At 41.4% G+C, this 25,737-nt stretch carries 20 protein-coding genes and 1 pseudogene; 12 read left to right on the plus strand and 9 right to left on the minus strand.

What is annotated here, in order from left to right:
- Positions 1 to 13: 13 nt before the first annotated feature.
- Positions 14 to 1,297, minus strand: coding sequence for a diguanylate cyclase domain-containing protein (locus HUN01_RS14320; RefSeq protein ID WP_181931841.1), 1,284 nt, complete (start codon positions 1,295 to 1,297; stop codon positions 14 to 16).
- A 936-nt stretch (positions 1,298 to 2,233) separates the two neighbouring features.
- Positions 2,234 to 2,602, minus strand: a complete 369-nt coding sequence (gene folB, locus HUN01_RS14325; protein WP_181932684.1) for a dihydroneopterin aldolase — start codon at positions 2,600 to 2,602, stop codon at positions 2,234 to 2,236.
- A gap of 165 nt (positions 2,603 to 2,767) precedes the next feature.
- On the opposite strand from folB, the gene menD reads away from it, so the two are divergent.
- Together menD and HUN01_RS14335 are read left to right on the plus strand one after the other, a co-directional pair.
- Complete coding sequence (gene menD / locus HUN01_RS14330; RefSeq protein WP_181931842.1) at positions 2,768 to 4,522, plus strand: 2-succinyl-5-enolpyruvyl-6-hydroxy-3-cyclohexene-1-carboxylic-acid synthase; 1,755 nt, start codon at positions 2,768 to 2,770, stop codon at positions 4,520 to 4,522.
- Between the two features lie 230 nt (positions 4,523 to 4,752).
- On the plus strand, positions 4,753 to 5,844 hold the full coding sequence (locus tag HUN01_RS14335; RefSeq protein ID WP_181931843.1) for a hypothetical protein: 1,092 nt from the start codon (positions 4,753 to 4,755) through the stop codon (positions 5,842 to 5,844).
- Positions 5,845 to 6,078: 234 nt separating this feature from the next.
- Here the strand turns inward: HUN01_RS14335 and HUN01_RS14340 are convergent, their stop codons facing one another.
- Positions 6,079 to 6,963, minus strand: coding sequence for an Rpn family recombination-promoting nuclease/putative transposase (locus HUN01_RS14340; protein WP_181931844.1), 885 nt, complete (start codon positions 6,961 to 6,963; stop codon positions 6,079 to 6,081).
- A gap of 141 nt (positions 6,964 to 7,104) precedes the next feature.
- Here HUN01_RS14340 and menB point away from each other — a divergent pair, with 141 nt between their 5' ends.
- The gene (gene menB / locus HUN01_RS14345; protein ID WP_181931845.1) at positions 7,105 to 7,938 is read left to right on the plus strand and encodes a 1,4-dihydroxy-2-naphthoyl-CoA synthase; all 834 of its coding nucleotides are present in this window, start codon (positions 7,105 to 7,107) and stop codon (positions 7,936 to 7,938) included.
- 127 nt (positions 7,939 to 8,065) lie between these two features.
- Here menB and HUN01_RS14350 read toward each other — a convergent pair whose 3' ends face one another.
- Together HUN01_RS14350 and HUN01_RS14355 are read right to left on the minus strand one after the other, a co-directional pair.
- Complete coding sequence (locus HUN01_RS14350) at positions 8,066 to 8,380, minus strand: hypothetical protein (protein WP_181931846.1); 315 nt, start codon at positions 8,378 to 8,380, stop codon at positions 8,066 to 8,068.
- 442 nt (positions 8,381 to 8,822) lie between these two features.
- The gene (locus HUN01_RS14355) at positions 8,823 to 9,362 is read right to left on the minus strand and encodes a DciA family protein (protein ID WP_181932685.1); all 540 of its coding nucleotides are present in this window, start codon (positions 9,360 to 9,362) and stop codon (positions 8,823 to 8,825) included.
- A gap of 180 nt (positions 9,363 to 9,542) precedes the next feature.
- Between HUN01_RS14355 and HUN01_RS14360 the strand changes: the two genes are divergently transcribed.
- From HUN01_RS14360 to HUN01_RS14395, 8 genes and pseudogenes are all read left to right on the plus strand, one after another.
- Positions 9,543 to 10,913: a hypothetical protein gene (locus tag HUN01_RS14360; protein ID WP_181931847.1), complete on the plus strand. Its 1,371-nt coding sequence runs from the start codon at positions 9,543 to 9,545 to the stop codon at positions 10,911 to 10,913.
- A gap of 320 nt (positions 10,914 to 11,233) precedes the next feature.
- Positions 11,234 to 11,986 (plus strand): PspA/IM30 family protein, encoded by a 753-nt coding sequence (locus tag HUN01_RS14365; protein ID WP_181931848.1) that lies wholly within the window; start codon positions 11,234 to 11,236, stop codon positions 11,984 to 11,986.
- A 326-nt stretch (positions 11,987 to 12,312) separates the two neighbouring features.
- The gene (locus tag HUN01_RS14370; RefSeq protein ID WP_181931849.1) at positions 12,313 to 13,098 is read left to right on the plus strand and encodes a PspA/IM30 family protein; all 786 of its coding nucleotides are present in this window, start codon (positions 12,313 to 12,315) and stop codon (positions 13,096 to 13,098) included.
- 367 nt (positions 13,099 to 13,465) lie between these two features.
- A pseudogene (locus tag HUN01_RS14375) lies at positions 13,466 to 14,503 on the plus strand (IS630 family transposase); the annotation flags it as partial.
- Positions 14,504 to 14,601: 98 nt separating this feature from the next.
- Positions 14,602 to 14,937, plus strand: coding sequence for a thioredoxin family protein (locus tag HUN01_RS14380; RefSeq protein ID WP_069073954.1), 336 nt, complete (start codon positions 14,602 to 14,604; stop codon positions 14,935 to 14,937).
- 66 nt (positions 14,938 to 15,003) lie between these two features.
- Positions 15,004 to 16,236 carry an LL-diaminopimelate aminotransferase gene (locus HUN01_RS14385; protein ID WP_181931850.1) on the plus strand — a complete coding sequence of 411 codons (1,233 nt, stop codon included), beginning with the start codon at positions 15,004 to 15,006 and terminating at the stop codon, positions 16,234 to 16,236.
- A gap of 403 nt (positions 16,237 to 16,639) precedes the next feature.
- Positions 16,640 to 17,533, plus strand: coding sequence for an NF038130 family PEP-CTERM protein (locus tag HUN01_RS14390; RefSeq protein ID WP_181931851.1), 894 nt, complete (start codon positions 16,640 to 16,642; stop codon positions 17,531 to 17,533).
- A 579-nt stretch (positions 17,534 to 18,112) separates the two neighbouring features.
- Positions 18,113 to 18,535: a response regulator gene (locus HUN01_RS14395; protein ID WP_181931852.1), complete on the plus strand. Its 423-nt coding sequence runs from the start codon at positions 18,113 to 18,115 to the stop codon at positions 18,533 to 18,535.
- 21 nt (positions 18,536 to 18,556) lie between these two features.
- Here HUN01_RS14395 and HUN01_RS14400 read toward each other — a convergent pair whose 3' ends face one another.
- Positions 18,557 to 18,736 (minus strand): hypothetical protein, encoded by a 180-nt coding sequence (locus HUN01_RS14400; protein ID WP_181932686.1) that lies wholly within the window; start codon positions 18,734 to 18,736, stop codon positions 18,557 to 18,559.
- A gap of 603 nt (positions 18,737 to 19,339) precedes the next feature.
- Here HUN01_RS14400 and uvrC point away from each other — a divergent pair.
- Positions 19,340 to 21,217, plus strand: a complete 1,878-nt coding sequence (gene uvrC, locus HUN01_RS14405; protein WP_181931853.1) for an excinuclease ABC subunit UvrC — start codon at positions 19,340 to 19,342, stop codon at positions 21,215 to 21,217.
- 28 nt (positions 21,218 to 21,245) lie between these two features.
- Here uvrC and HUN01_RS14410 read toward each other — a convergent pair whose 3' ends face one another.
- The 3 genes from HUN01_RS14410 to sfnG form a co-directional block, all read right to left on the minus strand.
- On the minus strand, positions 21,246 to 22,430 hold the full coding sequence (locus tag HUN01_RS14410) for an acyl-CoA dehydrogenase family protein (RefSeq protein WP_181931854.1): 1,185 nt from the start codon (positions 22,428 to 22,430) through the stop codon (positions 21,246 to 21,248).
- A gap of 406 nt (positions 22,431 to 22,836) precedes the next feature.
- Positions 22,837 to 24,045 (minus strand): SfnB family sulfur acquisition oxidoreductase, encoded by a 1,209-nt coding sequence (locus HUN01_RS14415; protein ID WP_181931855.1) that lies wholly within the window; start codon positions 24,043 to 24,045, stop codon positions 22,837 to 22,839.
- A gap of 270 nt (positions 24,046 to 24,315) precedes the next feature.
- Positions 24,316 to 25,413 carry a dimethylsulfone monooxygenase SfnG gene (gene sfnG, locus HUN01_RS14420; protein WP_181931856.1) on the minus strand — a complete coding sequence of 366 codons (1,098 nt, stop codon included), beginning with the start codon at positions 25,411 to 25,413 and terminating at the stop codon, positions 24,316 to 24,318.
- Between the last annotated feature and the right edge of the window lie 324 nt (positions 25,414 to 25,737).

Consider the following 25,737-nt stretch of genomic DNA (forward strand, 5'->3'; position numbering starts at 1 on the left):
CAAAAATAACTATTTAACTAAATATGGCATAAGTAGCTTTTCCCTGCCGTTTCGCTCGGTACATCGCAATATCAGCATCTCGCAGCAAAGTAGCAGGCTCCTCATAATTACTAAAATTCCAAGTAATACCAATGCTAGCTGTAGCAGATAATTCATATCCATTCAGGTTAACTGGCGATCGCAATGAGTCTTGAATACGTTTAGCGACATTGGTGGCGTCGGTAATGTCTTTAATATCCTCCAAAAGAACAGTAAACTCATCTCCACCAAATCGTGCTACAGTATCGCCACTGCGTAAACACGACTCTAAACGTCTAGCGATCGCGACTAAAAAATCATCCCCTATTCCATGCCCAAAGCGATCGTTAATCTCTTTGAAGCCATCTAAATCCAAAAATAAAACTGCAAAATAATAATCGCTTCTGCGTTTGCTACGTTCAATTGTTTGTCTGAGCCGGTCTAAAAATAAAACACGATTCGGTAATGCTGTCAGCCCATCATAAAACGCATTGCGGATCAGTTGCGCCTCTGTCTGCTTGCGCTTGGTGATGTCTTGAAAAACTAAAACCGCGCCAGTAATATTGCCCTTTTGATCGCGGATGGGTGCAACATTATCCCCAATCGCTATTTCTTTGCCCTCTTTGGTAATCAGTGTACAGTTTTCTGGTAAATTGAAAATTTCACCTGCTTCCATTACGTATGTGGCTAAATTTTCAATTGTTTCTCCTACATCTTTGTCAACTAAGTTAACGACTTCTACTAAATCCTTACCTAATGCTTCACTTTGCTTCCAACCAGTCATTAGTTCTGCAATGGGATTCATCATTTGAATACAACCATTTGCATAAGTTACAATCACTGCACAGCCCATACTGTTTATAATTGCTCCTAGCCTCTGTTTTTCTTCGTATAATATTTTTTTACTCTGATGTTTATACAGAGCCATTTCAATGGCAAAATGTAAATCACTTTCAAGAAATGGTTTGACTATGTAACTAAAAGGCTCACTTAGCTGATTTTTATGTAATGTTTTATATTCTGAACACTCTGTTAAATATACTACAGGCACATGGAAGTGATTCTGAATAATATCCGCCACATGCACACCGTCAATTTCCCCAGCTAGGCAGATATCAATTAATACTAAATGTGGATGAGTTTCTGCTACCTTTTTTATTGCCTCTTCACCAGACTTAGTTATTTCTGAAACTGAATAACCTAATTTTTGTAAACTTTTTCTAATATTTGAGGCTATAACTTTTTCATCCTCAACAACTAGGATTTTTCGGGCGAACATGTTAAAACAACCTGTTTGCTAAGGTTCAGATTTTTATTGTGGGTGTCAAACTCAATCAAAAAGTCATTATCTTATCATAAACAATCTCTCTCCTACCCTATTTTCTTGCTTGATAAAAATACTGACTAACGATCAAATAGTAATGTTATTAACCTCCCATAATTTCTGTGCTTGTCAAAGCTAATTTTGATTATTTAATGCGGCTAATATCATGTTATTAACATCAAATGTATAAATTGCCGTATAATTACCAGCAATTAAGAACTGATTCTCAACAATATACAATCGTTTTTTAAGCAAAGTGTAGATACCAAGTATAGTATTTATGTAAAAAATAATCAAGAATAAAAGTTGATATAATCACAATCTACTACTTTTATATAAGTTGAAAAAGTTAATAGAGTGTGTTGTATGTAATACAATAATGTGCATCCATTCAATTGCTACTAAAAATTAATCATTATCTGGAATTAAAGAATTTAATACCGCTTTGGCTACAAATGTTTTTTGTCTAAATCGGGATTTAAATTGCCGTCTGAAACTGTCTTAAATTTTGAATGGTAAGTTAAAGGATGTTACTTAGAACTATTAATCGCTCCTGGTTAATGCTTAATCACAAATCCTGCGATCTGAAAATATGCAAGTTAAATGCTCATCAGCAGAACGCGGGATTTTTGAGTTTTTTGAGAATGAGTGGGTACTGGGGGCAATGGCAAGAAAGATTCTGTTTGTGAGATCCTTCCACGCTCCACCTAAACTCGTATTTCTCACAAGCTTCAGGCGTTTGATGGAGCAGAGGGGAAAGAACTTGGTATTTGAACTCTCCCCTGCTCCCCTACACAAGCGCAGGCTTTGAGAGGTGGGGTGAGAAATCCGGGCTAAACCCCCCTTTCTTTGCTGACTTATAGATATTGAGAAAAAAACACGTTTTGTGCTTTAGAGATTGGACTTACTTTTAGTCAGTTCAATGCTAATTTTGCCACCAAAGTCTGGAATAGGTGCAGCAGGTTTGCTGAGAGTGACTTGGACTTTTGTTACACGATCGCACTCTTGGAGAATAGAATCTGCGATCGTTGCTACCAATTTCTCTATCAACGCAAATTTAGACGTTTTGATGAGATGTTGTATCAAGCTAATGACGCTGCGATAATCTAAAGTGTCTTCGATCGCGTCAGTCTTGGCCGCTGTGGAGATATCCAACCATAACCTTACATCCACCTCAAACCATTGTCCTAGCACCTGTTCTTCTGGTAGATACCCAGTGTAGCCATAGCCGCGAATTCCCGTTAAATGAATGCAGTCCATAAAAGTTTGAGAGCAAATTGGGCATTTTGTAGAAAGTGGAAAGTTTGCTTGGGGATTTTCTTTCCCAGAAACTCGCGTGACGGTGTTGGGTTCCATCACCGCATTGATGGATTTTAAATTGAATTTCCCTAGACGAAATCTAAAATTTAAGATTGTTTTATAGCTATGTATGATTTAATGCCGATCGCCTTTAAAAATGTTAATCAACTTTGGGCTTATATTTTAACAGAGACGCTAAAGCGGTTGGGATTGACTTGTGCCATCATTTGTCCTGGATCACGATCTACACCTTTAGCGATCGCATTTGCTCAACAAGCACCTGAAATTGAAGCGATTTCCATTCTCGATGAACGTTCCGCCGCTTTTTTTGCTTTGGGACAAGCGAAAGCAACCGGACGCCCTGTGGTACTAGTTTGCACCTCTGGTACAGCAGGAGCCAACTTTTATTCAGCAGTCATCGAAGCCTCATATAGTCGCGTACCACTGTTGATATTAACCACCGATAGACCCCCAGAATTGCGAGATTGTCACTCTGGGCAAACTGTAGATCAATTGAGATTATATGGAAACTACCCAAATTGGCAAACAGAGTTAGCCTTACCCTCCGCCGATCTGGGAATGCTAGCTTACCTGCGACAAACGGTAATTCATAGCTGGGAAAGGGCGCAAACTCCTACAAAGGGGCCAGTACATTTAAATATTCCCTTTCGCGATCCCTTAGCGCCTGTACCAGATGGAACCGACTTGAGTTATTTGCGATCGCAATTTCATCCAGAAGACTTTTTCGCAGGGATAGCAAACCCATGCCCCATGCCCAATGCCCAATGCCCAATGCCCAAAGAATGGAAAGAATGCGATCGCGGCATTATTATCGCAGGTGTTGCTCAACCGCAGCAACCAGAAGAGTATTGTAGAGCGATCGCGCACCTTTCCCAAACTCTCAAATGGCCTGTGCTAGCAGAGGGACTCTCCCCAGTCAGAAATTATGCCGAACTCAACCCCTATTTAATTTCCACTTATGACCTGATTTTGCGAAATCAGCAACTAGCAAAGCAGTTAGCACCCGAAATGGTGATTCAGGTAGGTGAAATGCCTACAAGTAAAGAACTGCGTAGCTGGATAGATGCAACCCAACCCCGACGCTGGGTAATTGATCCCAGTGACCAAAACCTCGATCCTTTGCACGGGAGAACGACGCATTTACGGACATCTGTAGAAGACATCAAAGTAGAGGAGGGAAATTTATCTTTCTCCTCAAAATATTTGCAGCAATGGTGTGATGCGGAAACTAAGGTTAGGTTAGCTGTTGATCAGACGATGGGGAAAATAGATGAAATCATTGAGAGTAAAGCAGCTTGGTTAATTTCTCAGATTTTACCGCCTGGAACGCCTCTGTTCATTGGCAACAGTATGCCTGTGCGGGATGTGGAATATTTCTGGAAACCGAATAATTTAGGAGTGCGATCGCACTTTAACCGGGGTGCAAATGGCATCGATGGCACATTATCCACAGCATTAGGAATTGCCCATCGTCAGCAAAGTAGTGTGATGTTAACGGGAGATTTAGCTTTGTTACATGACACCAATGGTTTTTTAATCCGCAATAAGTTTGTCGGACATCTGACGATTGTGTTAATCAACAACAACGGCGGTGGTATTTTTGAAATGTTGCCCATTGCCAAATTTGATCCACCATTTGAAGAGTTTTTTGGCACACCCCAGGATATTGATTTTGCTCAGTTATGCGCTACTTATAATGTGCAGTATGAATTGATTACTTCTTGGCAGCAGTTGCAGCAAAGATTAAATCCACTACCAACCACAGGAATTCGAGTTTTAGAGTTGCAGACAAATCGTAAAAGAGATGCTAAGTGGCGACAGGATAATTTGAGGAACTTTGCCACAAATATTAAGATTTAATCATAGGTACTCATATTTGATTTTTTAAATCCACGTAGTGGCGTGGCAAGCCTAAAGGAGTACATTATAAATCTTGAAAATATTGATATTTTAGAAACATAACTCAATCTTTCTATTGCACCAATTTAGCTATGTCGCGCTAGTAGTGGCGTGACACAGCTAAATTAGTTATTATCATGGTACTTTATTCATGCAGAATTAGCATTTAAAATTCAAGTACTCTAATTAAAATGTTTGAAACAAATAATTCTAATTTAAAAGATACAGGACTATTTCAAGCCTACCCGATCTATATTGATAAAGGTTTAGCTGCTACGGGAATGTTCTTACAGTTGGCTCCGTGGGGAAGTGCAACTATTACAGGTTTACGTGGGAAGAGTATAGAAGATTCAGTAGATCAAATAATCATCAATTATGAATGGCCAATTCCACTTTTACATTTAGATAAACAGTTATCAAAAGAAGAACAAGAAAATTTGCACCTTCAACGTTTTTTAACTGATTACTCTTTAGCAACAGGAAAAATTGAATATACTCACATACAACTAGGTAATAATCCACCAGACTTTTCTTGTAATTTCAAAGGAGTAACAGTTTCTTTAGATTGTGTTCAGTTTACAGTTAGCCGTCGGCGTGAGGTTAATGCATTATTTGAAAATATTCGTAGGAAAATTTTAGATAGACCACGTGAAAAGTTTTTAAATTTGAGAGGTTATCTTGTTTATACTTGGTTCGGTTTTGGGAATTCTAATAGTAATAATTATCCACATCGAGCAAATGATACAGAAGGTATTGACCAAATTATTGAAATGCTAGGCACGGTTAATGTAAATCCAGTGTGTTTGCAGATACCAGGAGGGAAATTACCATCTCAAGCACCAAACCTTGGGTTAGTAAATACTGAAAAAGGATGTATTTTTTATGTCGTTCCTATGTCTAATGGTGTTCCTTCCACACGCTTTTTCCAGTTCACTGGGTTTGAAATAGGTTTAGCTTATACCTCAGTACACAATCGAGAAGAGGGATGGGCTGAATTACATAGGCTGGTGAAAAAACATGATAAGCAAGAAATTGAACACTTATTAATTACAGTGGGCGGGCCTAATAAACACGGCTTAGTGTTTCCATCAGATGAAATACTTATTAATTTTATGTTGGAAGGCGCAAAACCTAAAATTGAGACGGAATATTTAGAAGTAGTTTTTATTCATCTGTGGTCAACAGGAACAATCATCAAATTAGTTCCTGAGTATCAGATAATTACACTAGGATTATTTCCTGGCGGTATAGGAATGGCTTTTAATAACATAAATATAACTTAAAGTCTATTTACACTGGCTTATAACCACCGTTCCAAGTTCCCGATCGCAATCTCAATTCCAACAACCTTCTTAAGCAAATTTCAGCAAATAGTCGTTTTAACAGTCGCAGGAGGAGCGATCGCACTTTTTATTCCATCGTTTCTGATATACCCGCGTGTCTGCAAATGCTTCTTCACTTTGGGAAACTTTATTTGTAGTGCGATCGCCCTTCTTCTCTGCGTCTCTTGGTGAAACTTATCCGCTTACTTCACCTTGTAACCACCCTTCCAAATCAGCAAGAGAAGAAAAATCCAACAAAGCATCACTTAAAGCTTCCAACTGTTCCACCGATAACTCTTGAATCTGGGACAGAAGCGCATCAGGAATATTACCCACGCGCCGATTTAATAGTCGTAAAACGATCCTTCTTTCTCCTTCAACCTTTCCTTCCTCTCGTCCTTCAACCTTTCCTTCGATCTTTCCTTCCTCTCGCCCTTCTTCCTTCGCTTCCAGAATAGCCCGTGGTTCTTCCAAATTCAGTCCCAACATCGCTTGAATCTCCTCTCGACTAAGGTTAGAAAACTTGTAAACAATAATCGTCGTAACTAAATCAATTATCGCTTGCTCCGATTGTTGCTGTGCTTGCTCCAACAAAAACCGCGCCCCTTCTACTGCTTCCGTTTCAGAAGTAACATTTGTCAGCAACATCAAACCCAATCCCAAAGGTTGTTCTCGCAAATCCCCCAACTCATCCAAATAAACCCGCCTGATTTGACCACTTTCTAATAAAGCGCGGTGAATCGTTGAGTTAGAAGGTTCCAAGCTGCGAGAAGCAAAAATTATGACTCCAAACCAGTCATCGTAACGGATAGAGTTGCGGTAGAGAAACAAAAATAATTCGCTAAAGAAGCGGTGATATAAGTCTTCGTCCTTCTGAAACTGCACTTCTGCAAAAAAGACGGTTTTGGAAACTGCATTAGCGGGAGGTAAAAACACTCCATCAATCCGAAACGCCGTTTCTTTCACCTCAACTGATTCAAACTGGTAGTTTTCCGCTTCTGGAGGTGGTTCATCTACTAATTCAAACAGCAAACCGGGAAATTGCTTAAATAATTTGTAGAAGATGGTGTCACGTCGCATTTTTATTCCTCAACACCCAGACAATTACCAAATTGTAAAGGCTTGAGATACCAATTTGAGCGTAGGCGTAGCCCACCGCAGGTATCGCATGTCCCTACGTCCACGATAAAATTCTCAAGCACAACAGCGCACTCCATACCAATGCAAATTAACTGGCAAACAGCCAAAACCTACGAAGATATTCTGTATCAAAAAACTGATGGCATTGCGAAAATCACCATCAACCGTCCCCACAAACGCAATGCTTTCCGTCCTGAAACTGTCTTTGAACTGTACGACGCTTTTTGTAATGCTCGTGAAGATACTACTATTGGTGTCGTCCTATTTACAGGCTATGGCCCCCACACTGATGGTAAATATGCTTTCTGTTCTGGTGGCGATCAAAGTGTGCGGGGACATGCGGGTTATGTGGATGATACTGGTATCCCCCGCTTGAATGTGCTGGACTTACAACGCCTGATTCGTTCCATGCCGAAAGTAGTGATTGCTCTAGTAGCGGGATATGCGATCGGTGGCGGACACGTCCTACACTTGATTTGCGACCTTACGATCGCTGCCGATAACGCCATTTTCGGACAGACTGGGCCGAAAGTCGGCAGTTTCGACGGTGGTTTTGGAGCTAGCTATCTCGCCCGCGTTGTAGGGCAAAAAAAAGCACGAGAAATTTGGTTTCTCTGCCGCCAATATGATGCCCAACAAGCTCTAGAAATGGGCTTAATTAATAGCGTCGTCCCAGTAGAACAACTAGAAGCCGAAGGTATTCAATGGGCGCAGGAGATTTTAGAAAAAAGCCCGATCGCAATTCGATGTCTCAAAGCCGCCTTCAACGCTGATTGTGACGGACAAGCTGGTTTACAAGAGCTTGCTGGCAATGCCACCCTACTCTATTACATGACAGAAGAAGGGTCTGAAGGCAAACAAGCCTTTCTCGAAAAGCGTCCACCAGATTTCCGCTCTTTTCCTTGGCTACCTTAAAATTGCAAAAATCGCACCTCACTAAAGGGTGCGATTTTTGTAGATGTCAAAATTTACAGCACTAAATATCTTAAAAACAAATCTTATCTTAAGCAGACTACGAACTCTATTCAGTAATAATGGATGACTAAATAACAACTGCTTTAGTCTTTACCTGTTCAGATATGGAGACAGTTATTTCCTCAACAGGGGCAAGAGCAGCATTGTCTAAATCTGAGGCTAGAGATTGAGAAGATGTTAAAACTGGGGCTGCATCTGGCAAACTCCAAGCATCTTCCAAGGTTTCCCAAGAAGGTGCAAAAGGTGGGAGCGCCAAAGAGCAAGCCTTCCAAGTTGCTTGAACAGGCGCTCCTAACTGCTGGCACGTTCCACCACGGCGACCTTCTGGCTGGTAATGACGGCAATATTTACAGGCAGATGCTAAAACTTTAATAGGTTTCATTTGGATTAATCTTTAGTGCAGTTTCTGGCTAAATTTCATCCTTATATTCTGCTTCTATATATAAAGACGTATAAGAGCCAAAAAGTCATTATTTTCTATAGGTTTCAGCGATCCCAAGCAAAAAATAAACTTCAGGATATTTTTATAATCTTGTTATATATTTCAATAATCGTTAGAGTGATCACCTATAGATTTTGGCTAAAACTTATTAGGGATCAAGACTAAAAGTAAAGCTTTTGATTTATCCAGCCTTTTAACTTCCTCCTTAAGGATGGATTAAGGCATAGATTTTAAGATAAATAGTATGTTTTATCTACCACATTCGGCACATTTTAACAGGAAAATATCTTTTTTCTCAAGAATCAGAACTATTTTATGTGAGAGCAGCAAGTTACTTCAGGATAAATTCTGCTCAACTAATAATCGTTAAACTATTTTGCTTTTAAAACTTTTTAGCAGCACAGACAGAACAGACTTCCCAGCGCTGGAGTTCACCGGGTGGGGTGGGAGATTGACACTGGGGACAAAGAGGTAAGCCATGCGATCGCGATCGCATCACCTTCGCCCAATTCCCAAAAGCAGCATTCACATCCTTAGTGGGTGTCATATCAGGGCGGCTAATCTCATCACCAAGGTAACTGGGATGCTCATGGGGCGAAACCGTTTGTTGCTGTTTTCTCTCCACCGACGGATTTTGCCAGCCAGCAGTGGAGAAGCGAATATCAACCAAAGGCGTTGGCAGCTTTTTATTCAACTTTAAAAGCAGAGATGTGCGACCAAAAGTCATGTTTTGCGCCCAAGCAGCACTAGAAGTTGCTACCGACAAAACATCGCGCTGAATTGACAATGGTCGAGTATTTGCGGCAACTACTGGGCCAACAACTTCTGCCCAACACTTGAGCAGGCGTTGAAATGGCTGCTCCTGCCATTGAGCCTGCTTTTCTAGAACACCTAAAATATCATTTATTGATTTCAACGACATCATTCCAAGTGCTGAGTGCTGAGTGCTGAGTGCTGAGTTAGGAGTTAGGAGTTAGGAGTTATTATTTCCCCAGTCCCCAGTCCCCAGTCCCCAATCTATCTATTTAGATAATTTCCGCTACTATTGTCACAAATATATCTAAAGTTAATTCCAACAGTCTATGTTTGAGGTACAGAAGCAATGACTCAAAACCCTCTGAACGACTCCGCTACTAATCAATCGTCTAAAACACCTGGGTTGAAACCAGTACTAGCAGCAGCACTCGCGAGTTTAGAAGTGCCTCTAGATCAAGAGTTAGCTCGATACCGACGCACGCGAACTGGCTTGGTGTCATCTAAGCAGTCCCGTGTTGCAAGTTATATGAGCAGTCAACAATTGGGGTTGACTGCTCATATAACATCGGGAAAAACTCAGTCATCAGGAACGGAAATTAAAAACAATGTACCGCCTGCATCTGTACCCGTGAATCATCAGGGAACCCCAGCACCAGCTACAGCAAAAATTGACGTACCACCCCCACCTCCATCTTCTGTAGCTGTGAATCCTGAGATAAACCCAGCGCCAGCTACGCCAAAAACCGAGGCACTGAATAATCTTAATATTGCCTCCATCTCCGATTCTGCTAAAACCCAAACTCAACTTCCACCACCCCCGCCCAACTTTACTAGTAGCATTGTGCCTGCGATCGTTAAAAATACTCAGAGCGAAAATCTCTTGCAGCCAGATGAAACTCCTAAGCACCCAGATGACTATTTGGAATCTAGTGAAGCACTGCTGCGAAGTCTGACAGAAGAACAACCAGAAACTAAGAAACCAAGCAATTCTAGCGACAGTCTGCTATCACCCTTGGGTATCGGCTCAATGTTACTGCTATTGCTGGCGAGTCTGACTTTGGGTTATGTAGTGTTCAATCCCAAAAGCTTGCCACAATGGAATTTAGGTAATTTGTTTAACGGGAAATCATCTCCCGTACCAGAAAATACTGAGGAAGTTGGGAGTAATGCTCAACCTCAAATCCAGCCACCAAGTACATCTATACCCAAGTATCCCAATCTAGCTGCCCAAGAGTTTCCTGAAGTGAGAGATCCCAAGGATGTAGTTGGCTTAAAACCCAAAGTCCAACCAACTCTCGCAGTAGTGCCTAATCCAATCGTTCCCCAAAACCCCACAAATCCTCAAGCGGCATTACCTGACCCCAACACAGCCCTAAAACCGACAAATCCGATCACCTTAGCACCAGTACCGACGCTACAATCTTTGCCTCCCCTGAATTTGCCTCCCACTCCAACAGCAAAAACCTCGCCTAAGCCAATCGCAACCTCACCACAGCCGGATGCAGAAATCAAACCAGCCACAGATGGGTTTTATCATGTAGTGATAGATAATAAAGGCGCGGCTTATGCCTCAGCACGGCAAGTAATTCCTGATGCTTATTTATCACCCAACAAAGAATTGATTTATCTGGGTGCTTTTAAGACTAAAGAGCAAGTACAACAACACATGAAATTGTTACAGGCAAGAGGAATTAAGGCACGGGTTCAGCAGCCATAAGTTGCAAAAATCTACGATACCATGAGATAACAGTCCTGAGTTTTGAGTGCTGAGTCAATGAGTGCTGAGTGCTGTTAGCGGATAGCTAGGGTTTAGCCCGTGCTGAGTGCTGAATGGTAAGACACAAAATCTTGTTTGTTTACGACCCTACAACACAAAATATTATATTCAGGACTTTAACTGGTCATTCAGCACTCCCTAATTACCCTATGACAAAAAATATTATACTTAGGACTTTAACTAGACACTCAGCACTCCATAACTAATTCAAAACTCAGCACTCAGCACTCATTACTGAGTTTCGTGAATGGAGAGCCGATATGGAATTAATCAAGCGTATCCTACGGGTGATTCGCGCTAATCTCAATAGTTTGATCGGCGGTGCAGAAGATCCAGAAAAGATTCTGGAGCAAACTGTCTTGGAGATGCAGGAAAATCTGGTACGGTTGCGGCAGGGTGTAGCACAAGCGATCGCTACCCAGAAACGTACTGAACGACAGGCCGCCGCCGCCAACTCTCAAACAGAAGAATGGTATCGCCGCGCCCAATTGGCGCTGCAACAAGGCAACGAACCTCTAGCACGCGAAGCTTTGACTAAGCGTCAAGCTTATAAAGAAACCGCTACAGCCCTATTTTCCCAAATAGAGCAGCAAAACGATATAGTAGCTAGGCTAAAAAAGGATATGAGATCGCTAGAGTTAAAAATTTCCGAGGCGAAAACAAAAAAAGATATGTATATCGCTCGTGCCCGTTCTGCCGAAGCGTCTTCTCGACTCCAGGAAATGCTCGGCGGAGTTTCTACCACCAGCAGTCTGAGCGCCTTTGAGCGCATGGAAGAAAAAGTTTTGCAAATAGAAGCTCAATCAGAAGCGATCGCTCAACTCGGTAGCGACGACTTGGAAACACAATTTACTTCCTTGGAATCTAATAATAATGTAGATGCCGAATTGGCAGCGATGAAGGTGCAGGTTTTAAACCAGGCAGAAAACACACAGCACAACAATCTCCTCACTGAGGAGAATCAGAAGACACAGCCTCCCCAACAGCAGTTACCCAACACTCAGGACTCTTGAAAAACAAGCAAGGGAGCAGGGGGAGATGAGGGACATAAGGGGGACAAGGGGACAAGAGGTGAGAACTTGAAACAAGTCTTTCCCCTTGTCCCCATGCCCCATGCCCCATGCCCCATGCCCCATGCCCCATGCCCCATGCCCCCTGCCCCCTGCCTCTTCTTGAAGTTCGGCTAATTACCCCAGTTTGGAGATATCTTAACAATTAAGAGTTGTTGGGAGGTACTGATTCAAGCCGGAAAGATTACATTGAAATAGGTAGCTATTAAAAAAGTAAAAAAGCTAACTGTCCAACAAAAAGCGTAAAGTACACAAGGAAAAACAAAGTTATGGGATTATTCGATCGCATTAAGCGAGTAGTTAGTTCTAACCTTAACGACCTGGTTAACAAAGCCGAAGACCCCGAAAAAATGCTAGAACAGGCCATCCTGGAAATGCAGGAAGACTTGGTGCAGCTTCGTCAGGGAGTAGCTCAGGCGATCGCCGCCCAAAAACGTAGCGAGAAACAGTACAATGATGCCCAAAATGAAATCAATAAGTGGCAACGCAATGCCCAACTGGCACTACAAAAAGGTGATGAGAACTTAGCACGACAAGCCTTAGAGCGGAAAAAAACCTATACCGACACCAGTACTGCCCTCAAAGCTAGTTTAGATACCCAAAGCACTCAAGTTGAAACCCTCAAGCGCAATTTAATCCAGCTAGAAAGCAAAATTTCTGAAGCTAAGACCAAGAAAGAAATGCTTAAAGCTCGGATTACCACTGCCAAAGCCCAAGAGCAACTCCAAGGCATGGTGCGTGGGATGAATACCAGCAGTGCAATGTCTGCCTTCGAGCGGATGGAAGAAAAAGTCTTGATGCAAGAATCCCGTGCACAGGCACTAGGAGAGTTAGCAGGTGCAGATTTAGAAACCCAATTTGCCCAGTTGGAAGGTGGTAGCGATGTTGATGATGAATTGGCGGCTTTGAAAGCGCAAATGCTACCACCCGCAGCTCCACAAAATCAAGCTCAACTGCCACCGCAACAACAAGAAACCACTGCTTCTAATCCCAAATCTAATGAGGTGGTTGATGCCGAATTGGATTCTTTACGCAAGCAATTGGATCAACTGTAAAATTGGCAGAAAACTTATTTGAGATAGTCCCACACCTATTGGCTGTGGGATTTTACGTCATTAGTCAATAGTTAACAGTTCTATCCCTCTTCTGTCACTCTCCGAAAACATTTGCCTTTTCTAAAATCTAGAGCTTTTGTATAACAAGCGATTGCGCGATTATTTTCTAATAACAAATACAAGTCCTATTTTTTTCTAATAGTATAGCTTGTATTGATTGCCTCATGAGGCTTCTAGCGATCACTTTCCCGGAAAGTGACAGAAGAGGGCTATAGGAATCATATTTGATTTCTGAAAAAAACTACGAGATAATACGGACAGAATATTTGTCTAATAGCTAACAATGATAAACCAGCATCTACAAGCCGCGATCGCAGAACTACAAGAATTTATAGATGATCGCCCAGATGCGCGTGAGGTGAGGAAAGCGTTGGCAGTCAAATTGGTTTATCAAGGCTACAAGTATGAGGAAATTCAAACAATTTTAGATGTGTCACTGGGTTCGATAACAAGCTGGAAGCAAGCTTATGAGGAAGATGGAATTTCGGGACTGCGCCTGAACCACAAGGGGAAAAAAAAAGTTACTTAACTGCTCAACAACGAGAAGAAGTTTTAAGTTGGTTGCAAACAAAAGAATGTTGGGAACTTGGTGAACTCGAATATAAATTGGCTTTTTGAATATGATGTAACTTATGAGTCAAAGCGGAGCTATTATGACTTATTTGATGCGGCAGGAATTAGTTGGAAGAAAACTACTTCTTTAAATCCAAAAGCTGACGAGGACGCTGTTGCTGCAAAAAAAAAAGAGATTGAAACACTATTGGCAAGGCATCGGCAGGAAATTGAAGAAGGAAAGTTGAGAGTATTGCTGCTTGATGAGTGTCATTTAATGTGGGGAGATTTAAGTGGGTATGTCTGGGGAAAAACTGACCAAGAAATAGCAGTGAGAGTTGTTAATATACGAGACAAACAGACATACTACGGGGCAGTTGACTATCTGGAGGGAAGCTTACTACTAAAAGCGTATAACGCAGGTAACTCAGAAAATACAATTGATTATCTACGTTATTTATTAGATCAGTCCCCCAATCAAAGATTACTTCTTTTTTGGGATGGTGCTTCTTACCATCGTTCACATCTGGTTCAAAACTTTTTAGGCGAGGTAAACCAAGATTTGTCTCAAGAGGAGTGGAAAATTCACTGCGTCCGCTTTGCTCCTAATTGCCCGTCACAAAATCCAATTGAGGATATTTGGTTACAAGCTAAAACCTGGGTGCGGCGTTTCTGTGCCTTGATTCCTTCGTTCTCACATCTCAAATGGATGTTTGAGTGGTTTATCCGGCACACTACCTTTGATTTTGCGACTCTTCAAATGTACGGAGCTTTTTCAGAAATCAAATATTAGTCCTATAATAACTATAAATTATTGACTATGGACTATTGACGACTTTGAGATAAAGTATTGTGTGTGCCAACTTTGATCGCCACCTGACGGAGACTGCAATGAGTAAGGCTGTAATCACCATAACTGATGCTGAGTTTGAAACCGAAGTGTTAAAAGCCGAGCAGCCTGTATTAGTTTACTTTTGGGCTTCCTGGTGTGGGCCTTGTCAATTGATGTCGCCCCTGATTAACTCAACCGCTACCAAATATAGCGATCGCCTCAAAGTCGTTAAGATGGAAATTGACCCTAACCCACTGACTGTTAAGCAGTACCAAGTGGAAGGTGTACCTGCCCTCAGACTATTTCAAGGAGATAAACTACTAGAATCTACTGAGGGAGTTATCGGAAAAGATAAATTACTCGCTCTTTTAGATACTCACTTAAGCAGTAATTAGTCAATAGTTCATAGTTCATAGCAAATGACCAATGACTAATGACCAATGACTAATGACCAATGACTAATGACTAACATACAGTTTGCACAACGTTTACAACCCTTACAATCTAATGTATTTGCTGATATGGACAGAGCCAAGGCAGTCGCTTTGGCCGCTGGACGACAGGTAATTGATTTGTCCTTGGGGTCTTCTGATTTACCAGCCGAGGCACACGTCATCGACGCGATCGCCCAATCTCTCCACGATCGCAGTACCCACGGCTATCTGTTATTTAACGGTACCCAAGGATTTCGCGAAGCCGCAGCCAAATGGTATGAACAAAAATTTGGCATCAGAGTAGATCCTCAAACTGAGGTACTACCTCTGATTGGTTCTCAAGAAGGTACAGCCCATTTACCTCTAGCAATACTCAATCCAGGGGATTTTGCTCTGTTGCTCGATCCAGGTTATCCCTCCCATGCGGGGGGAGTCTACCTAGCAAGTGGCCAAATCTACCCAATGCCATTACGGGCAGAAAACGATTTTTTACCAGTGTTTGCTGATATTCCCGCCCCAGTCTTGGCGCAGTCGCGGATGATGGTATTAAGTTATCCTCACAATCCCACGGCTGCGATCGCACCCTTATCTTTCTTCCAAGAAGCTGTCGCCTTCTGTCAGCAACACAATCTCGTCCTCGTTCACGATTTCCCCTACGTAGATTTGGTATTTGAGCAGACCGGAGACTGGGTAGACTCTTCTCCCAATCTAAAATCCAAAATCCAAAATCCAAAATCCCTAGTCCCTTCGATTCTGCAAGCTGATCCAGAGAAAAGCGTCTCGATAGAATTTTTCACCCTTTCCAAGTCTTACAATATGGGCGGCTTCCGCATTGGCTACGCCATCGGAAATGCGCAGTTAATTAATGCTTTACGCCAGGTAAAAGCCGCCGTTGATTTTAATCAGTATCGGGGAATTTTGAATGGTGCGATCGCAGCCATGACTGGCCCGCAAGCTGGGGTGAAAACGGCCGTTGCAACCTTCCAGAAGCGCCGAGATGCTTTCATTACAGCTTTACATCGCATTGGCTGGAAAGTTCCCACTCCCGAAGCCACAATGTACATTTGGGCAAAGTTACCCCCATCTTGGAGTCAAAACTCTGTAGAATTTTGTACTCAGCTAGTCAAACAAACTGGTGTAGCTGCTTCTCCAGGTGCTGGCTTTGGCAAATCTGGAGAAGGATATGTCCGTTTTGCGTTGGTGCATGAGCCACCTTTGTTAGAAACTGCTGTAGAAAGAATTGCTGAATTCCTAAATTAAATTTCTTCTCAAACCAAACACCAAAGATTTTTTGCAGCAAAGTCTATGGAGAGAACACACGGTAGGGGCGCACATATGTGCGCCCCTACGAATACTTGTATTCTACTAAAACAATAAGTTGTATTTAAAATCACTCTGCCATTTTGAATATAATTGTAATTATACGCATAAAAGTCTATAAATATTAGTCATCTTTTCATTGATAATCAGCATGAACTTTACCCAATCAGGTCTCACCGTTTCTTAAACTGGGTTTGTACGCAAAACTACCAAAGACGGCTAACGATGTAGGTTGCGTTTTTAAGCAACCATATTGTCAAAAAGCCTGTAGTCAAGACAGCCCAAGCCTAAAAACGGCAATAGTTTAAAACTTAACTTCCAAACTGACAGAGACTTGAAAACAATGAAGATGACTTTTCAGAAACTTGTAATTGGTGCTTCAATGGCTATTGGTGTGAGCGCTCTTGCCATAGTACCAGCACAGGCTGGAACACTCACTGGTGCTACCATAGGTGGAACAGCATCAAGTGATTATTTAATCTATGATGTGTCAGGTAACAGTACTGTACTTGTGCCAAATACCCAGACAAACATCCAGAAAGTTCTGGATGGTAATGCTGCAAATCCTACTGGAAACGTAGAGTTACGAGCTAGCAGTGAAGGGTCTGGTTTTGATTTCACCAAAAACACCACTTTGACAGGGCAAATTGGTGACAAAAGTATCACCTTGAGCAGTCTGACAGCAACAGATTGGTTTAGTACTGGCTCAGAATTGAGTACAAACTATGGAGCAAAGAACTTTGCAAATACTTGGTTTAACGAATTTGCTAAGGCAGCGGGTTTAGGAGCAAATTTAATCCCTACAGCCTATAATATGTTTTTGAGCAGCAATGGTTTTCAACGCTCCAGCGACCCTAATATCTCTTATGTTAATCAAAATGACATCACTGGCGATATTAAAATTGGGTTAGCCGGTCACTTTGATTTAAAAGAGTACTATCGTCCTATATCACCACTCTTGGCTAGTTTTCTCAAAACTGGATTCCAAGCTAGTGAAGTTGTTAAAGTTACCTACAATGACAAGACTGATTTCCTTTACAGCTTTTCTGCTACAAAAAGTGGGCTAAGTAACAGTTTAGGAGTAGGTGCTGATGGCAAGTCCCACAGTGGCAACTATGAAGTTACCATCCAAGGTGTGCCTCCCACAGCAGTACCAGAACCATCAATAATACTGGGTGTGCTAGGTGTTGCTGGTGTATTTGCTACCCAACGAAAATTTAAAAAAGCATCTATTTAAGATTGTGGGTTAAAAACGACAAAAAAGTTAGGGAGCTATTTATTAGCTCCCTTTTTTGATGAATAATTTCTGCAAACTGTAAGATAATTTAATCTTCTAGGTTATACTATTCCTAAAAACATTTGCAACGAATGAATCGCTTGTAATATTCTGCATCTCTATGCCCCTACCAACGTGTTTGTAATATAGATTTCGTGAAATGGTATTACTTAGTATTACTTCCCCTCATATCCAAATGAAATCTGTTTCGGGAAGGGGAATTACCATACGGTTAATTACAGTATTACTTAAGTAGTTTTACTAATACAAATTCGGCAATTCAATTTTTAAAAGCTATCGTTGATTTAATACTAAAATTTAGAAAAAGTCTGTAAAAAAAAGCTTAATTTTTGATTAAATTATATTTAAGGATACTATCATTTAAGTGTTGTAGCGCAGCGAAATTTAATTTTTTTATATCTTTGACTAGATTTAGATAAGTCAAACTTCTATTTTTTTCACGGTTTAAATGCACTACCGTTTTAGTTTATGGTAATAATTGTTGGCTTTTACTTAAAAAAAATCAGATAATAGGTAGTAATGAGAGCACAATTACTCAATATAGATGAGCCATTGCAGTCAAACAAAGTTAGACGAATTTTGCTAGTTGAAGACCATTATCTCAATCGAATGTTACTGAGTGACTATCTAATTTACTGTGGGTACGATGTCCAAAGCTTATCAGAAGGCTCTAATTTTTTCTCAACTATAGAGAAATTCCAGCCAGATTTAATGTTACTAGACTTGAAATTGCCAGATGTTGACGGTTATTCGCTTTTAAAACAAGTCCAGCAAAAACCTGAGTTGTCAAAAATACCTATTATTGTGGTTTCAGCCTTTGCTTTTAAAGCAGACCAGGAACTAGCCCTGAGTTTGGGCGCACGTCACTATTTTGTCAAACCTTTAAAACTCAAGGATCTCATCTTTGCAATTGAAGAACAGTTTACTTGTCGCCCCAGATAAAGTTTTGTGCTATGCGTGAATTTATTCTGCTTTTTGGTTAGCGATGAACTCTTCCACACGCTCGCTAATATTTTGTATAGAACTGCCAATGGTTGAAATTTTTTGTTGTACTTGTGCTAACAATAAAACTGCCGTTTGTAGCTCATTGAGAGTTTCAGCCATAGCCTCACGATACTGGGCTTCAAAATCTTGTAAGTTCATAGTTTGGCTTTTACTTAAAATCATTATAATAGCTATATTCTCAATCATAATCGTAAATTTGATTTACTAAATCCGTTAATTCGCTTAATACTATAAGTTCAATAAAAAAACTTAAATGCTGGAGATTAATAAAAATTTTATATTATATTTATAAAAGCAATATTTAAATATATTTTTTTAAAATGCAGAAAAAGTAAGTGAGTATAAGATAAAAATATCTTTAGAAAAAACTTTAAATAAAAAAATACTCTTAATTTTAAAATATTAATTGTATCTTCAAAAAAGAAAATTTTGATTCTGACAGTAGCAACTGATGACTATAGCGGTTCTCGACAAGTGTGAAGTACAATTTTGACCTATCTCCTAAAAAGCTAGGTCAAAATTGTTCCACCTTCCCGAAGGCGGAAAGGGTTAGGGCAATACTGTTCGGTTAAGGCAAGAGACGCACAGTAAATTACCACCTAGTCACTAATCCCCAGTCACCAGTACTCTGGTGTATGTAGATCATGATGCCAACTTTATATTTACTTGATAAATAGTTCGTTAAATCGGCACGAAAAAATTATTTTTCTTAAAATAGAGAAAGATTACCTAATTTTCGTTGTGACAATATCTACGCAAATATTACCGCTGGTTAAAGAGCCAGAACGACTGGAAAACCGTCTAGCCGAAATTCCACCGGAACCGGGGGTTTATTTTATGCGGGACAACAGCGATCGCATTATATATATAGGTAAATCACGTAAGTTGCGATCGCGTGTCCGTTCTTATTTCCGGGATGGCTACAACAAGAGTGAACGTATTGCCACGATGGTCAAGTTGGTGACAGAAATTGAATTCATTGTCACTGATACTGAAGCCGAAGCTCTAGCGCTCGAAGCCAATTTGATCAAGCAGCACCAGCCATACTTTAACGTGCTGCTCAAAGATGATAAAAAATATCCCTATCTCTGCATCACTTGGTCAGAAGATTATCCGCGAATTTTTATTACCCGTAAACGCCAGTTCGGCAAAGAAAAGGATAAATTTTATGGGCCTTATACTGATGCTGGATTACTGCGAGAAATTGTCCGTATCTGCAAACGCATCTTTCCCCAGCGACAACGACCTCAACCACTTTTCAAAGACCGTCCTTGCTTGAATTATGATTTAGGCCGTTGTCCGGGTGTGTGTCAAAAGCTGATTTCACCAGAAGAATATCGCAAAATTGTGCAAAAGGTGGCGATGGTCTTTCAAGGTCGAACTCAAGAACTGATTGATATTTTGACTCAACAGATGAGCGCCGCCGCCGAAAACTTGAATTTTGAGTCAGCAGCGCGGATTCGCGATCAAATTTCTGGGTTAAAGTCGCTGACAGCTGACCAAAAAGTTTCCTTACCAGATGATACAGTTTCGCGGGATGCGATCGCACTGGCAGCCGACGAACAGCACGCCTGCATTCAACTATTCCAGATTCGCGCTGGTCAATTGGTAGGACGTTTAGCTTTTGTGGCGGATGCTCACGCAGAACCGGGAGCTATTTTACAACGAGCTTTGGAGGAACATTACCAAACTGCTGACTCAGTGGAAATACCTTTAGAGATTTTGGTACAGCATGATTTACCAGATGTGGAGATATTGGCGGATGTCTTAACTCACCGTAAAGGTAAAAAAGTCACGATTTTGACTCCTTTGCGCCAAACTAAGGCAGAATTAATTGAGATGGTAGAGCGAAATGCCCAGTATGAATTGCAAAGAATGCAAAAATTTGGCGATCGCAATCACCAAGCAATGCAAGATTTAGCCAACATTCTCGATTTACCAGATGCACCCCACCGCATTGAAGGTTATGACATTTCCCATATTCAGGGGTCAAATGCTGTAGCTTCGCAAGTGGTATTTATCGACGGATTACCGGCCAAACAGCACTATCGCCACTACAAAATTAAAAATCCTACTGTGACAGCAGGACATTCAGATGATTTTGCCAGTCTGGCTGAAGTTATTGGGCGGCGGTTTCGTAAGTATGGGGAAAATCAGCAATTAGCACGTTTGGGTAATCCTGACTGGCCTGATTTAATCATGATTGATGGCGGTAAAGGTCAGCTATCTTCAGTTATCGCCATTTTGCAAGAGATGAATTTATTAGAAGACTTGCGAGTTGTGAGTTTAGCGAAGCAGCGAGAAGAGATTTTTTTACCGGGAGAATCTAAACCCTTGACAACTGATGCAGAACAACCAGGGGTGCAGTTGTTGCGGCGGTTGCGCGATGAAGCGCATCGATTTGCAGTAAGTTTCCATCGTCAGCAACGTAGTGATAAATTGAAGCGATCGCGTTTAGATGAAATTCCTGGCTTAGGACATCATCGACAAAAGCTGCTACTAGGGCATTTCCGCTCAGTTGACTACATTCGGCAAGCGACAACCACGCAACTCGCGGAAGTAGCAGGAATTGGGCCGCGTTTGGCTCAAGAAATTTACGATTATTTTCATCCTGCTTGAAGTGACATCACAAATTTCCCGGACTTACTTATGAATAAAAATTGGGTTTTGGCAGTTCATCATTTAACGCCCAATTTCCGATCTCTTGAATTTTGTAATCTACCGGATCGTGGAGAGTGAACGTGCGGAGATTACGCCAATAGCGATCAAAGCCGTACTTTGCCGTAGTAGCGCGTGCGCCCATAACTTCAAAAATGCGGTTGGTAATGTCTAAACCGACTCTAGTCGCTGCAACTTTGGCAGTAGCGACGCAAAGCGCACATTCCCCACGTTGTTCGGCGGTGAGTGACCATTCTTTTTCCCAAGCCGCTTGTAGTAATTCTCCAGCTTGCTCAGTCAAGCTCTTAGCTGCTTGGAGTTCAACCCATATTTTGCCATAGTGCTGGAGGATGTGAGGATCTTGGGTTGCACTCTCTACACCCGATGTCAGCCAAGGTTTTGTATTAGTGGAAGTATATGTTTTAGCAGCTTCAAATGCTCCTTGAGCAATTCCCAGGTAAATATTAGCAAGATTCAATTGAGTTAAACAGGCACGAATAGTAATGAAGGGTTGACTGGGTTTGTCTCTACTACCAAGAATTTCGTCAGGGTACACCAACACATTCTCAAAAGTAACACTACCACTATCTGTTTGACGTTGCCCGATATTATCCCAATCATGATGAACAGTAACGCCTTGCCGTTGGGTAGGAATTACCAAAATATTCAATTCATCAGTTTCCTGATGAATGGCAGTGATGGGCAATATATCCGAGTCTTGAGAGCCAGAGCAAAAGCTTTTAATCCCATTCAGACGGAAATAATCATTTTCCGGTGTCAGAGTAGCTCTTTTATCTAAAGGATTGAGGGCATTGCACCAAAACCAATTATTGTGAATAGTTTCTGAGTAATATCGCTGTTTTTGCTCTGCCGAACCAAAGATATGCGGAATTACTACACCTAGATGGTGGTAAGAAAATACGTGAGCAATGGAGCTATCAACCTTAGCAAACTCGCGGGTAATTTGCAGAACGGTAATCCAGCTTTGCCCTAAACCACCGTACTCTGTGGGTACGATGAGTTTTAGCAAGTTACTTTGGCGCAAGCGATCGCGTTCATGCTTTGGCGTTCCCCCTTTGACATCCCGTTCTACAGCAGTCTGGGCAAATTCTTCTGCTAAAGACTTAGCTATATCAAGATAATTTTGAGACTCTTTCGTTTCGATTAATTGCATACTTTACCACTTCTCCTGTAACCTTCTTGTGAGAAGTAACTATAAATTTGGCTGGAAAAACTTTGAATTTAAAATAGGTTCACAAAAATATTTTAGTATGAAAATACTATTGCACATACTTACTAACAAAAAATGCAGATTTTGTAATTCGTAGTTAAAAATTAAATTACGAATTATTCTAATGCCCTTCACGATTCAAACTCAGGGATGGCGATTCTTCAACATTCTGTTACATTTTAGATTTTAAATTTTGGATTGAATAATTACAAACTCAAAACTTCAAAAAATCTTTCAATTTTAGATTTGCGATCACTTTGCGAAACCGGATCTATGAGCGTCTGTTAGATTGAGAAAATTTCCTAATCCAAAATCTAAAATCTAAAATCTAAAATAGAGAATGCTGCAATTACAACCAAGGATGGCGCGGGGGATAGACACCATTCAGGAAGTAGTTACCAACAGCGTAGTACTTCCAACGCACGGGATCGTGGAGTGTGTGAGCGCGGGCATTTCGCCAGTGGCGATTGTAGTTGAATTCTTCCAATGTGGATTTAGTACCTGCTAGTTCAAACAATTTGTTGGTAGCTAGTAAAGCTGCTTCGGTGGCTAAAGCTTTGGCTTCGGCAACTGCGATCGATGCCTCAACTACCTTGGGTTCTTCTAAGCCTGACTCGTTGGCAACGTCAAGAAATTCGCCTGCACGACGCAGCAATGCTTCAGAAGCGTGAACCTGAATTTGGACATTGCCTAAGTTATATAGTGTCAGCGGATCTTCATAGCCTTTTTCTAAATTGCTGTCAACCCAAGGGCGGGTATAGTTACGAACAAAGTGGATGGTGTCACGGACTGCGGCTTTAGCAATTCCCACGTCTACAGCAGCTTGAATGATTTGCGCGATCGCACCCATTGGTGTGGCCCGCTCAAAGGCTAAATAGTGCGGAATCACGTGTTCTGACTTAACTTTCACATTTTCAATAATGGTAGTGCCGCTAGCAGTGGTACGCTGTCCGAAGCTTGTCCAATCATCAAGTAGGGTTAATCCTTCGGCATCTCTTTCGACAAATGCCACCACTGTTTTACCATCTGGATTACTGGCAATCACAGGAACCCAATGTGCCAATAGTGCCCCAGCAGAGTAATATTTGCGTCCGTTGAGTACGAAGTCAGATCCATCTGGTGTTAATTTTGTCTGCACATCGTTCACAGACTTAGTGCCAATTTCCGAGAAGGCGTTACCAAAGCGTTTACCTTGTAGAACCAAATCAAAGAAGAACTTTTTCTGCTCATCCGTACCATCCAACCGGACTGCTTCCACCATGTAGAGGTGGTTTTGAGGAATTTGACCGAGGCTAGAGTCAGCTTCGGAAATGATTTTAACTACTTCTGCGAGGGTGGCACTTGAGACAAAAGCACCGCCGTATTCTTTAGGAACTGTAATTCCCCACAATCCGCTCTGGGAAAACTTTTCCACTTCCTCAGCAGGCAAACGCCGAGTTTGATCGCGCTCTGAGTCTCCTTTGGCAAACTCCGCTGCTAATTCGTGAGCGATCGCGATCGCTTCTTTGTCATCCCGAATAATATGCGCCTTCTGGTCAGTATTAATTACTGATGTCATGGTAAAACTCCTTGCTTGTGATTGAGTGACTCATAATCGCCACTAATATGAGACAACGCAAAATATATTTATTTGAGCAGAGATACGTAGAGTTCTTTTTCGAATTTGAACTTGTAGTAAGCGTTGGTATTTGCTGTAGGAGTGGATGTAGCTGTTTTAGATAACAGCTTCAATCTACAAAACCAACAAAGTACAGGAGTTTGCAAGTCAATGAGGTACAGAACGCTAGACTCCAAATCAGATATAAACAATCCATCTTCTGCCTCCTGTTTACACCACAACCAACTCATCAGCTGTCCGACGATTAGATTTAAGTTCGCGCACAATTGGTATTACTGTCTTACCAAATGCAGGCAAATCATCCGTGTAGTGTAAAAAGCCACCAAGAATTAGATCGACTCCCACTGCATGGAACTGGCGAATCTTTTCAGCTACTTGTTCAGCCGTGCCAATCAAACCCGATCGGAAGCCATCGTTATACTGCACCAAGTCTTCAAAATTGGAATTCGCCCACATTCCCTGACCTTCACGAGTAGAAGATCCCGCCTGTTTCACGGCTTCGCCAAATCCCTTCACCGCCTCTACATCGGCTTGGGCAATAATATCGCGCAATACTTCATGGGCTTCTGCTTCCGTATCTCGCACGATGATAAAGGAATTCAAACCAAACTTAATTGTGCGTCCTTCAAGACTCGCTAATTCAGATACCTCTGCAATCTGCTCTTTCACGCCTTCTATGGTGTTACCATTCATGAAATACCAATCGGAGACGCGGCCAGCCATCCGCCGCGCTGCTTTGGAGTTACCACCTTGGAATATCTCCGGGTGGGGATTCTGATTAATTGGTCTAGGCTTCACCCAACCGCCGTTAATGCGGTAAAAGTCGCCCTTGAAGTGAAATTCATCCTCAGTCCACAAACCCTTGAGAACGCGGATAAATTCTTCTGAACGACGATATCGTTCGTCATGGTCTAACCAATGTTCACCATATATAGTGAATTCGTCTTTGAACCAACCGCTAACTACATTTAGAGCAAACCGACCGTTAGAGAGAAAATCAATACTTGCACCGATTTTGGCAACTACTCCCGGATGCCACAATCCAGGGTGAACTGCTGCAATCAACTTCAATTTCTTGGTGACAGGAGCCAGAGCCGACACAGTTGTAAGTGCCTCTAGCTGGTACTCAGCGCCATAACTAGCGATAAATCTGGCTTGTGCTAGAGCATATTCAAATCCAACTTCTTCAGCTGTCTGAGCTAGTTGAGCATTATATTCGTAAGTCCAATCTGTGCGTTGGGGAATTTTACTAACAACTAACCCACCGCTGACGTTGGGAATCCAGTACGCGAACTTAATATCTACCATAATTGTGCGTTTGTAATTGAAATTGCTTGGTTATTTATCTAAGTTTGCAAGTGAAGCAACAAAATCTAATTTGTCATCACTAACAAATCAGCTGAAACTTGATAGAGCAAAATTTTAGTCAAAATCGAAAGCTTGAGATTGGTTGCAAACTGCTTTTAGTTTACAAGTAGACAATTCTTTGATGGTGACAATATACCATAACTCGACTGTGCTACCGTAGTTTTAATGAATCAGACTTTATCACAACGGTTTTTCTGATGTCGTGACTCGATATACTTAAATTCCATTTCCATATTCCATTTTGGAATACTGCCCAATTTCCCT

This window comes from Nostoc edaphicum CCNP1411 (genome assembly GCF_014023275.1).
GTDB lineage: Bacteria > Cyanobacteriota > Cyanobacteriia > Cyanobacteriales > Nostocaceae > Nostoc > Nostoc edaphicum_A.

What these genes read in the sequence shown, in the direction of transcription:
- HUN01_RS14320 (WP_181931841.1), bottom strand. Translation starts at nt 1,297, where the DNA reads ATGTTCGCCCGAAAAATCCTAGTTGTTGAGGATGAAAAAGTTATAGCC.
- folB (WP_181932684.1), bottom strand. Translation starts at nt 2,602, where the DNA reads ATGGACTGCATTCATTTAACGGGAATTCGCGGCTATGGCTACACTGGG.
- menD (WP_181931842.1), top strand. Translation starts at nt 2,768, where the DNA reads ATGTATGATTTAATGCCGATCGCCTTTAAAAATGTTAATCAACTTTGG.
- HUN01_RS14335 (WP_181931843.1), top strand. Translation starts at nt 4,753, where the DNA reads ATGTTTGAAACAAATAATTCTAATTTAAAAGATACAGGACTATTTCAA.
- HUN01_RS14340 (WP_181931844.1), bottom strand. Translation starts at nt 6,963, where the DNA reads ATGCGACGTGACACCATCTTCTACAAATTATTTAAGCAATTTCCCGGT.
- menB (WP_181931845.1), top strand. Translation starts at nt 7,105, where the DNA reads ATGCAAATTAACTGGCAAACAGCCAAAACCTACGAAGATATTCTGTAT.
- HUN01_RS14350 (WP_181931846.1), bottom strand. Translation starts at nt 8,380, where the DNA reads ATGAAACCTATTAAAGTTTTAGCATCTGCCTGTAAATATTGCCGTCAT.
- HUN01_RS14355 (WP_181932685.1), bottom strand. Translation starts at nt 9,362, where the DNA reads ATGTCGTTGAAATCAATAAATGATATTTTAGGTGTTCTAGAAAAGCAG.
- HUN01_RS14360 (WP_181931847.1), top strand. Translation starts at nt 9,543, where the DNA reads ATGACTCAAAACCCTCTGAACGACTCCGCTACTAATCAATCGTCTAAA.
- HUN01_RS14365 (WP_181931848.1), top strand. Translation starts at nt 11,234, where the DNA reads ATGGAATTAATCAAGCGTATCCTACGGGTGATTCGCGCTAATCTCAAT.
- HUN01_RS14370 (WP_181931849.1), top strand. Translation starts at nt 12,313, where the DNA reads ATGGGATTATTCGATCGCATTAAGCGAGTAGTTAGTTCTAACCTTAAC.
- HUN01_RS14380 (WP_069073954.1), top strand. Translation starts at nt 14,602, where the DNA reads ATGAGTAAGGCTGTAATCACCATAACTGATGCTGAGTTTGAAACCGAA.
- HUN01_RS14385 (WP_181931850.1), top strand. Translation starts at nt 15,004, where the DNA reads ATGACTAACATACAGTTTGCACAACGTTTACAACCCTTACAATCTAAT.
- HUN01_RS14390 (WP_181931851.1), top strand. Translation starts at nt 16,640, where the DNA reads ATGAAGATGACTTTTCAGAAACTTGTAATTGGTGCTTCAATGGCTATT.
- HUN01_RS14395 (WP_181931852.1), top strand. Translation starts at nt 18,113, where the DNA reads ATGAGAGCACAATTACTCAATATAGATGAGCCATTGCAGTCAAACAAA.
- HUN01_RS14400 (WP_181932686.1), bottom strand. Translation starts at nt 18,736, where the DNA reads ATGAACTTACAAGATTTTGAAGCCCAGTATCGTGAGGCTATGGCTGAA.
- HUN01_RS14410 (WP_181931854.1), bottom strand. Translation starts at nt 22,430, where the DNA reads ATGCAATTAATCGAAACGAAAGAGTCTCAAAATTATCTTGATATAGCT.
- HUN01_RS14415 (WP_181931855.1), bottom strand. Translation starts at nt 24,045, where the DNA reads ATGACATCAGTAATTAATACTGACCAGAAGGCGCATATTATTCGGGAT.
- sfnG (WP_181931856.1), bottom strand. Translation starts at nt 25,413, where the DNA reads ATGGTAGATATTAAGTTCGCGTACTGGATTCCCAACGTCAGCGGTGGG.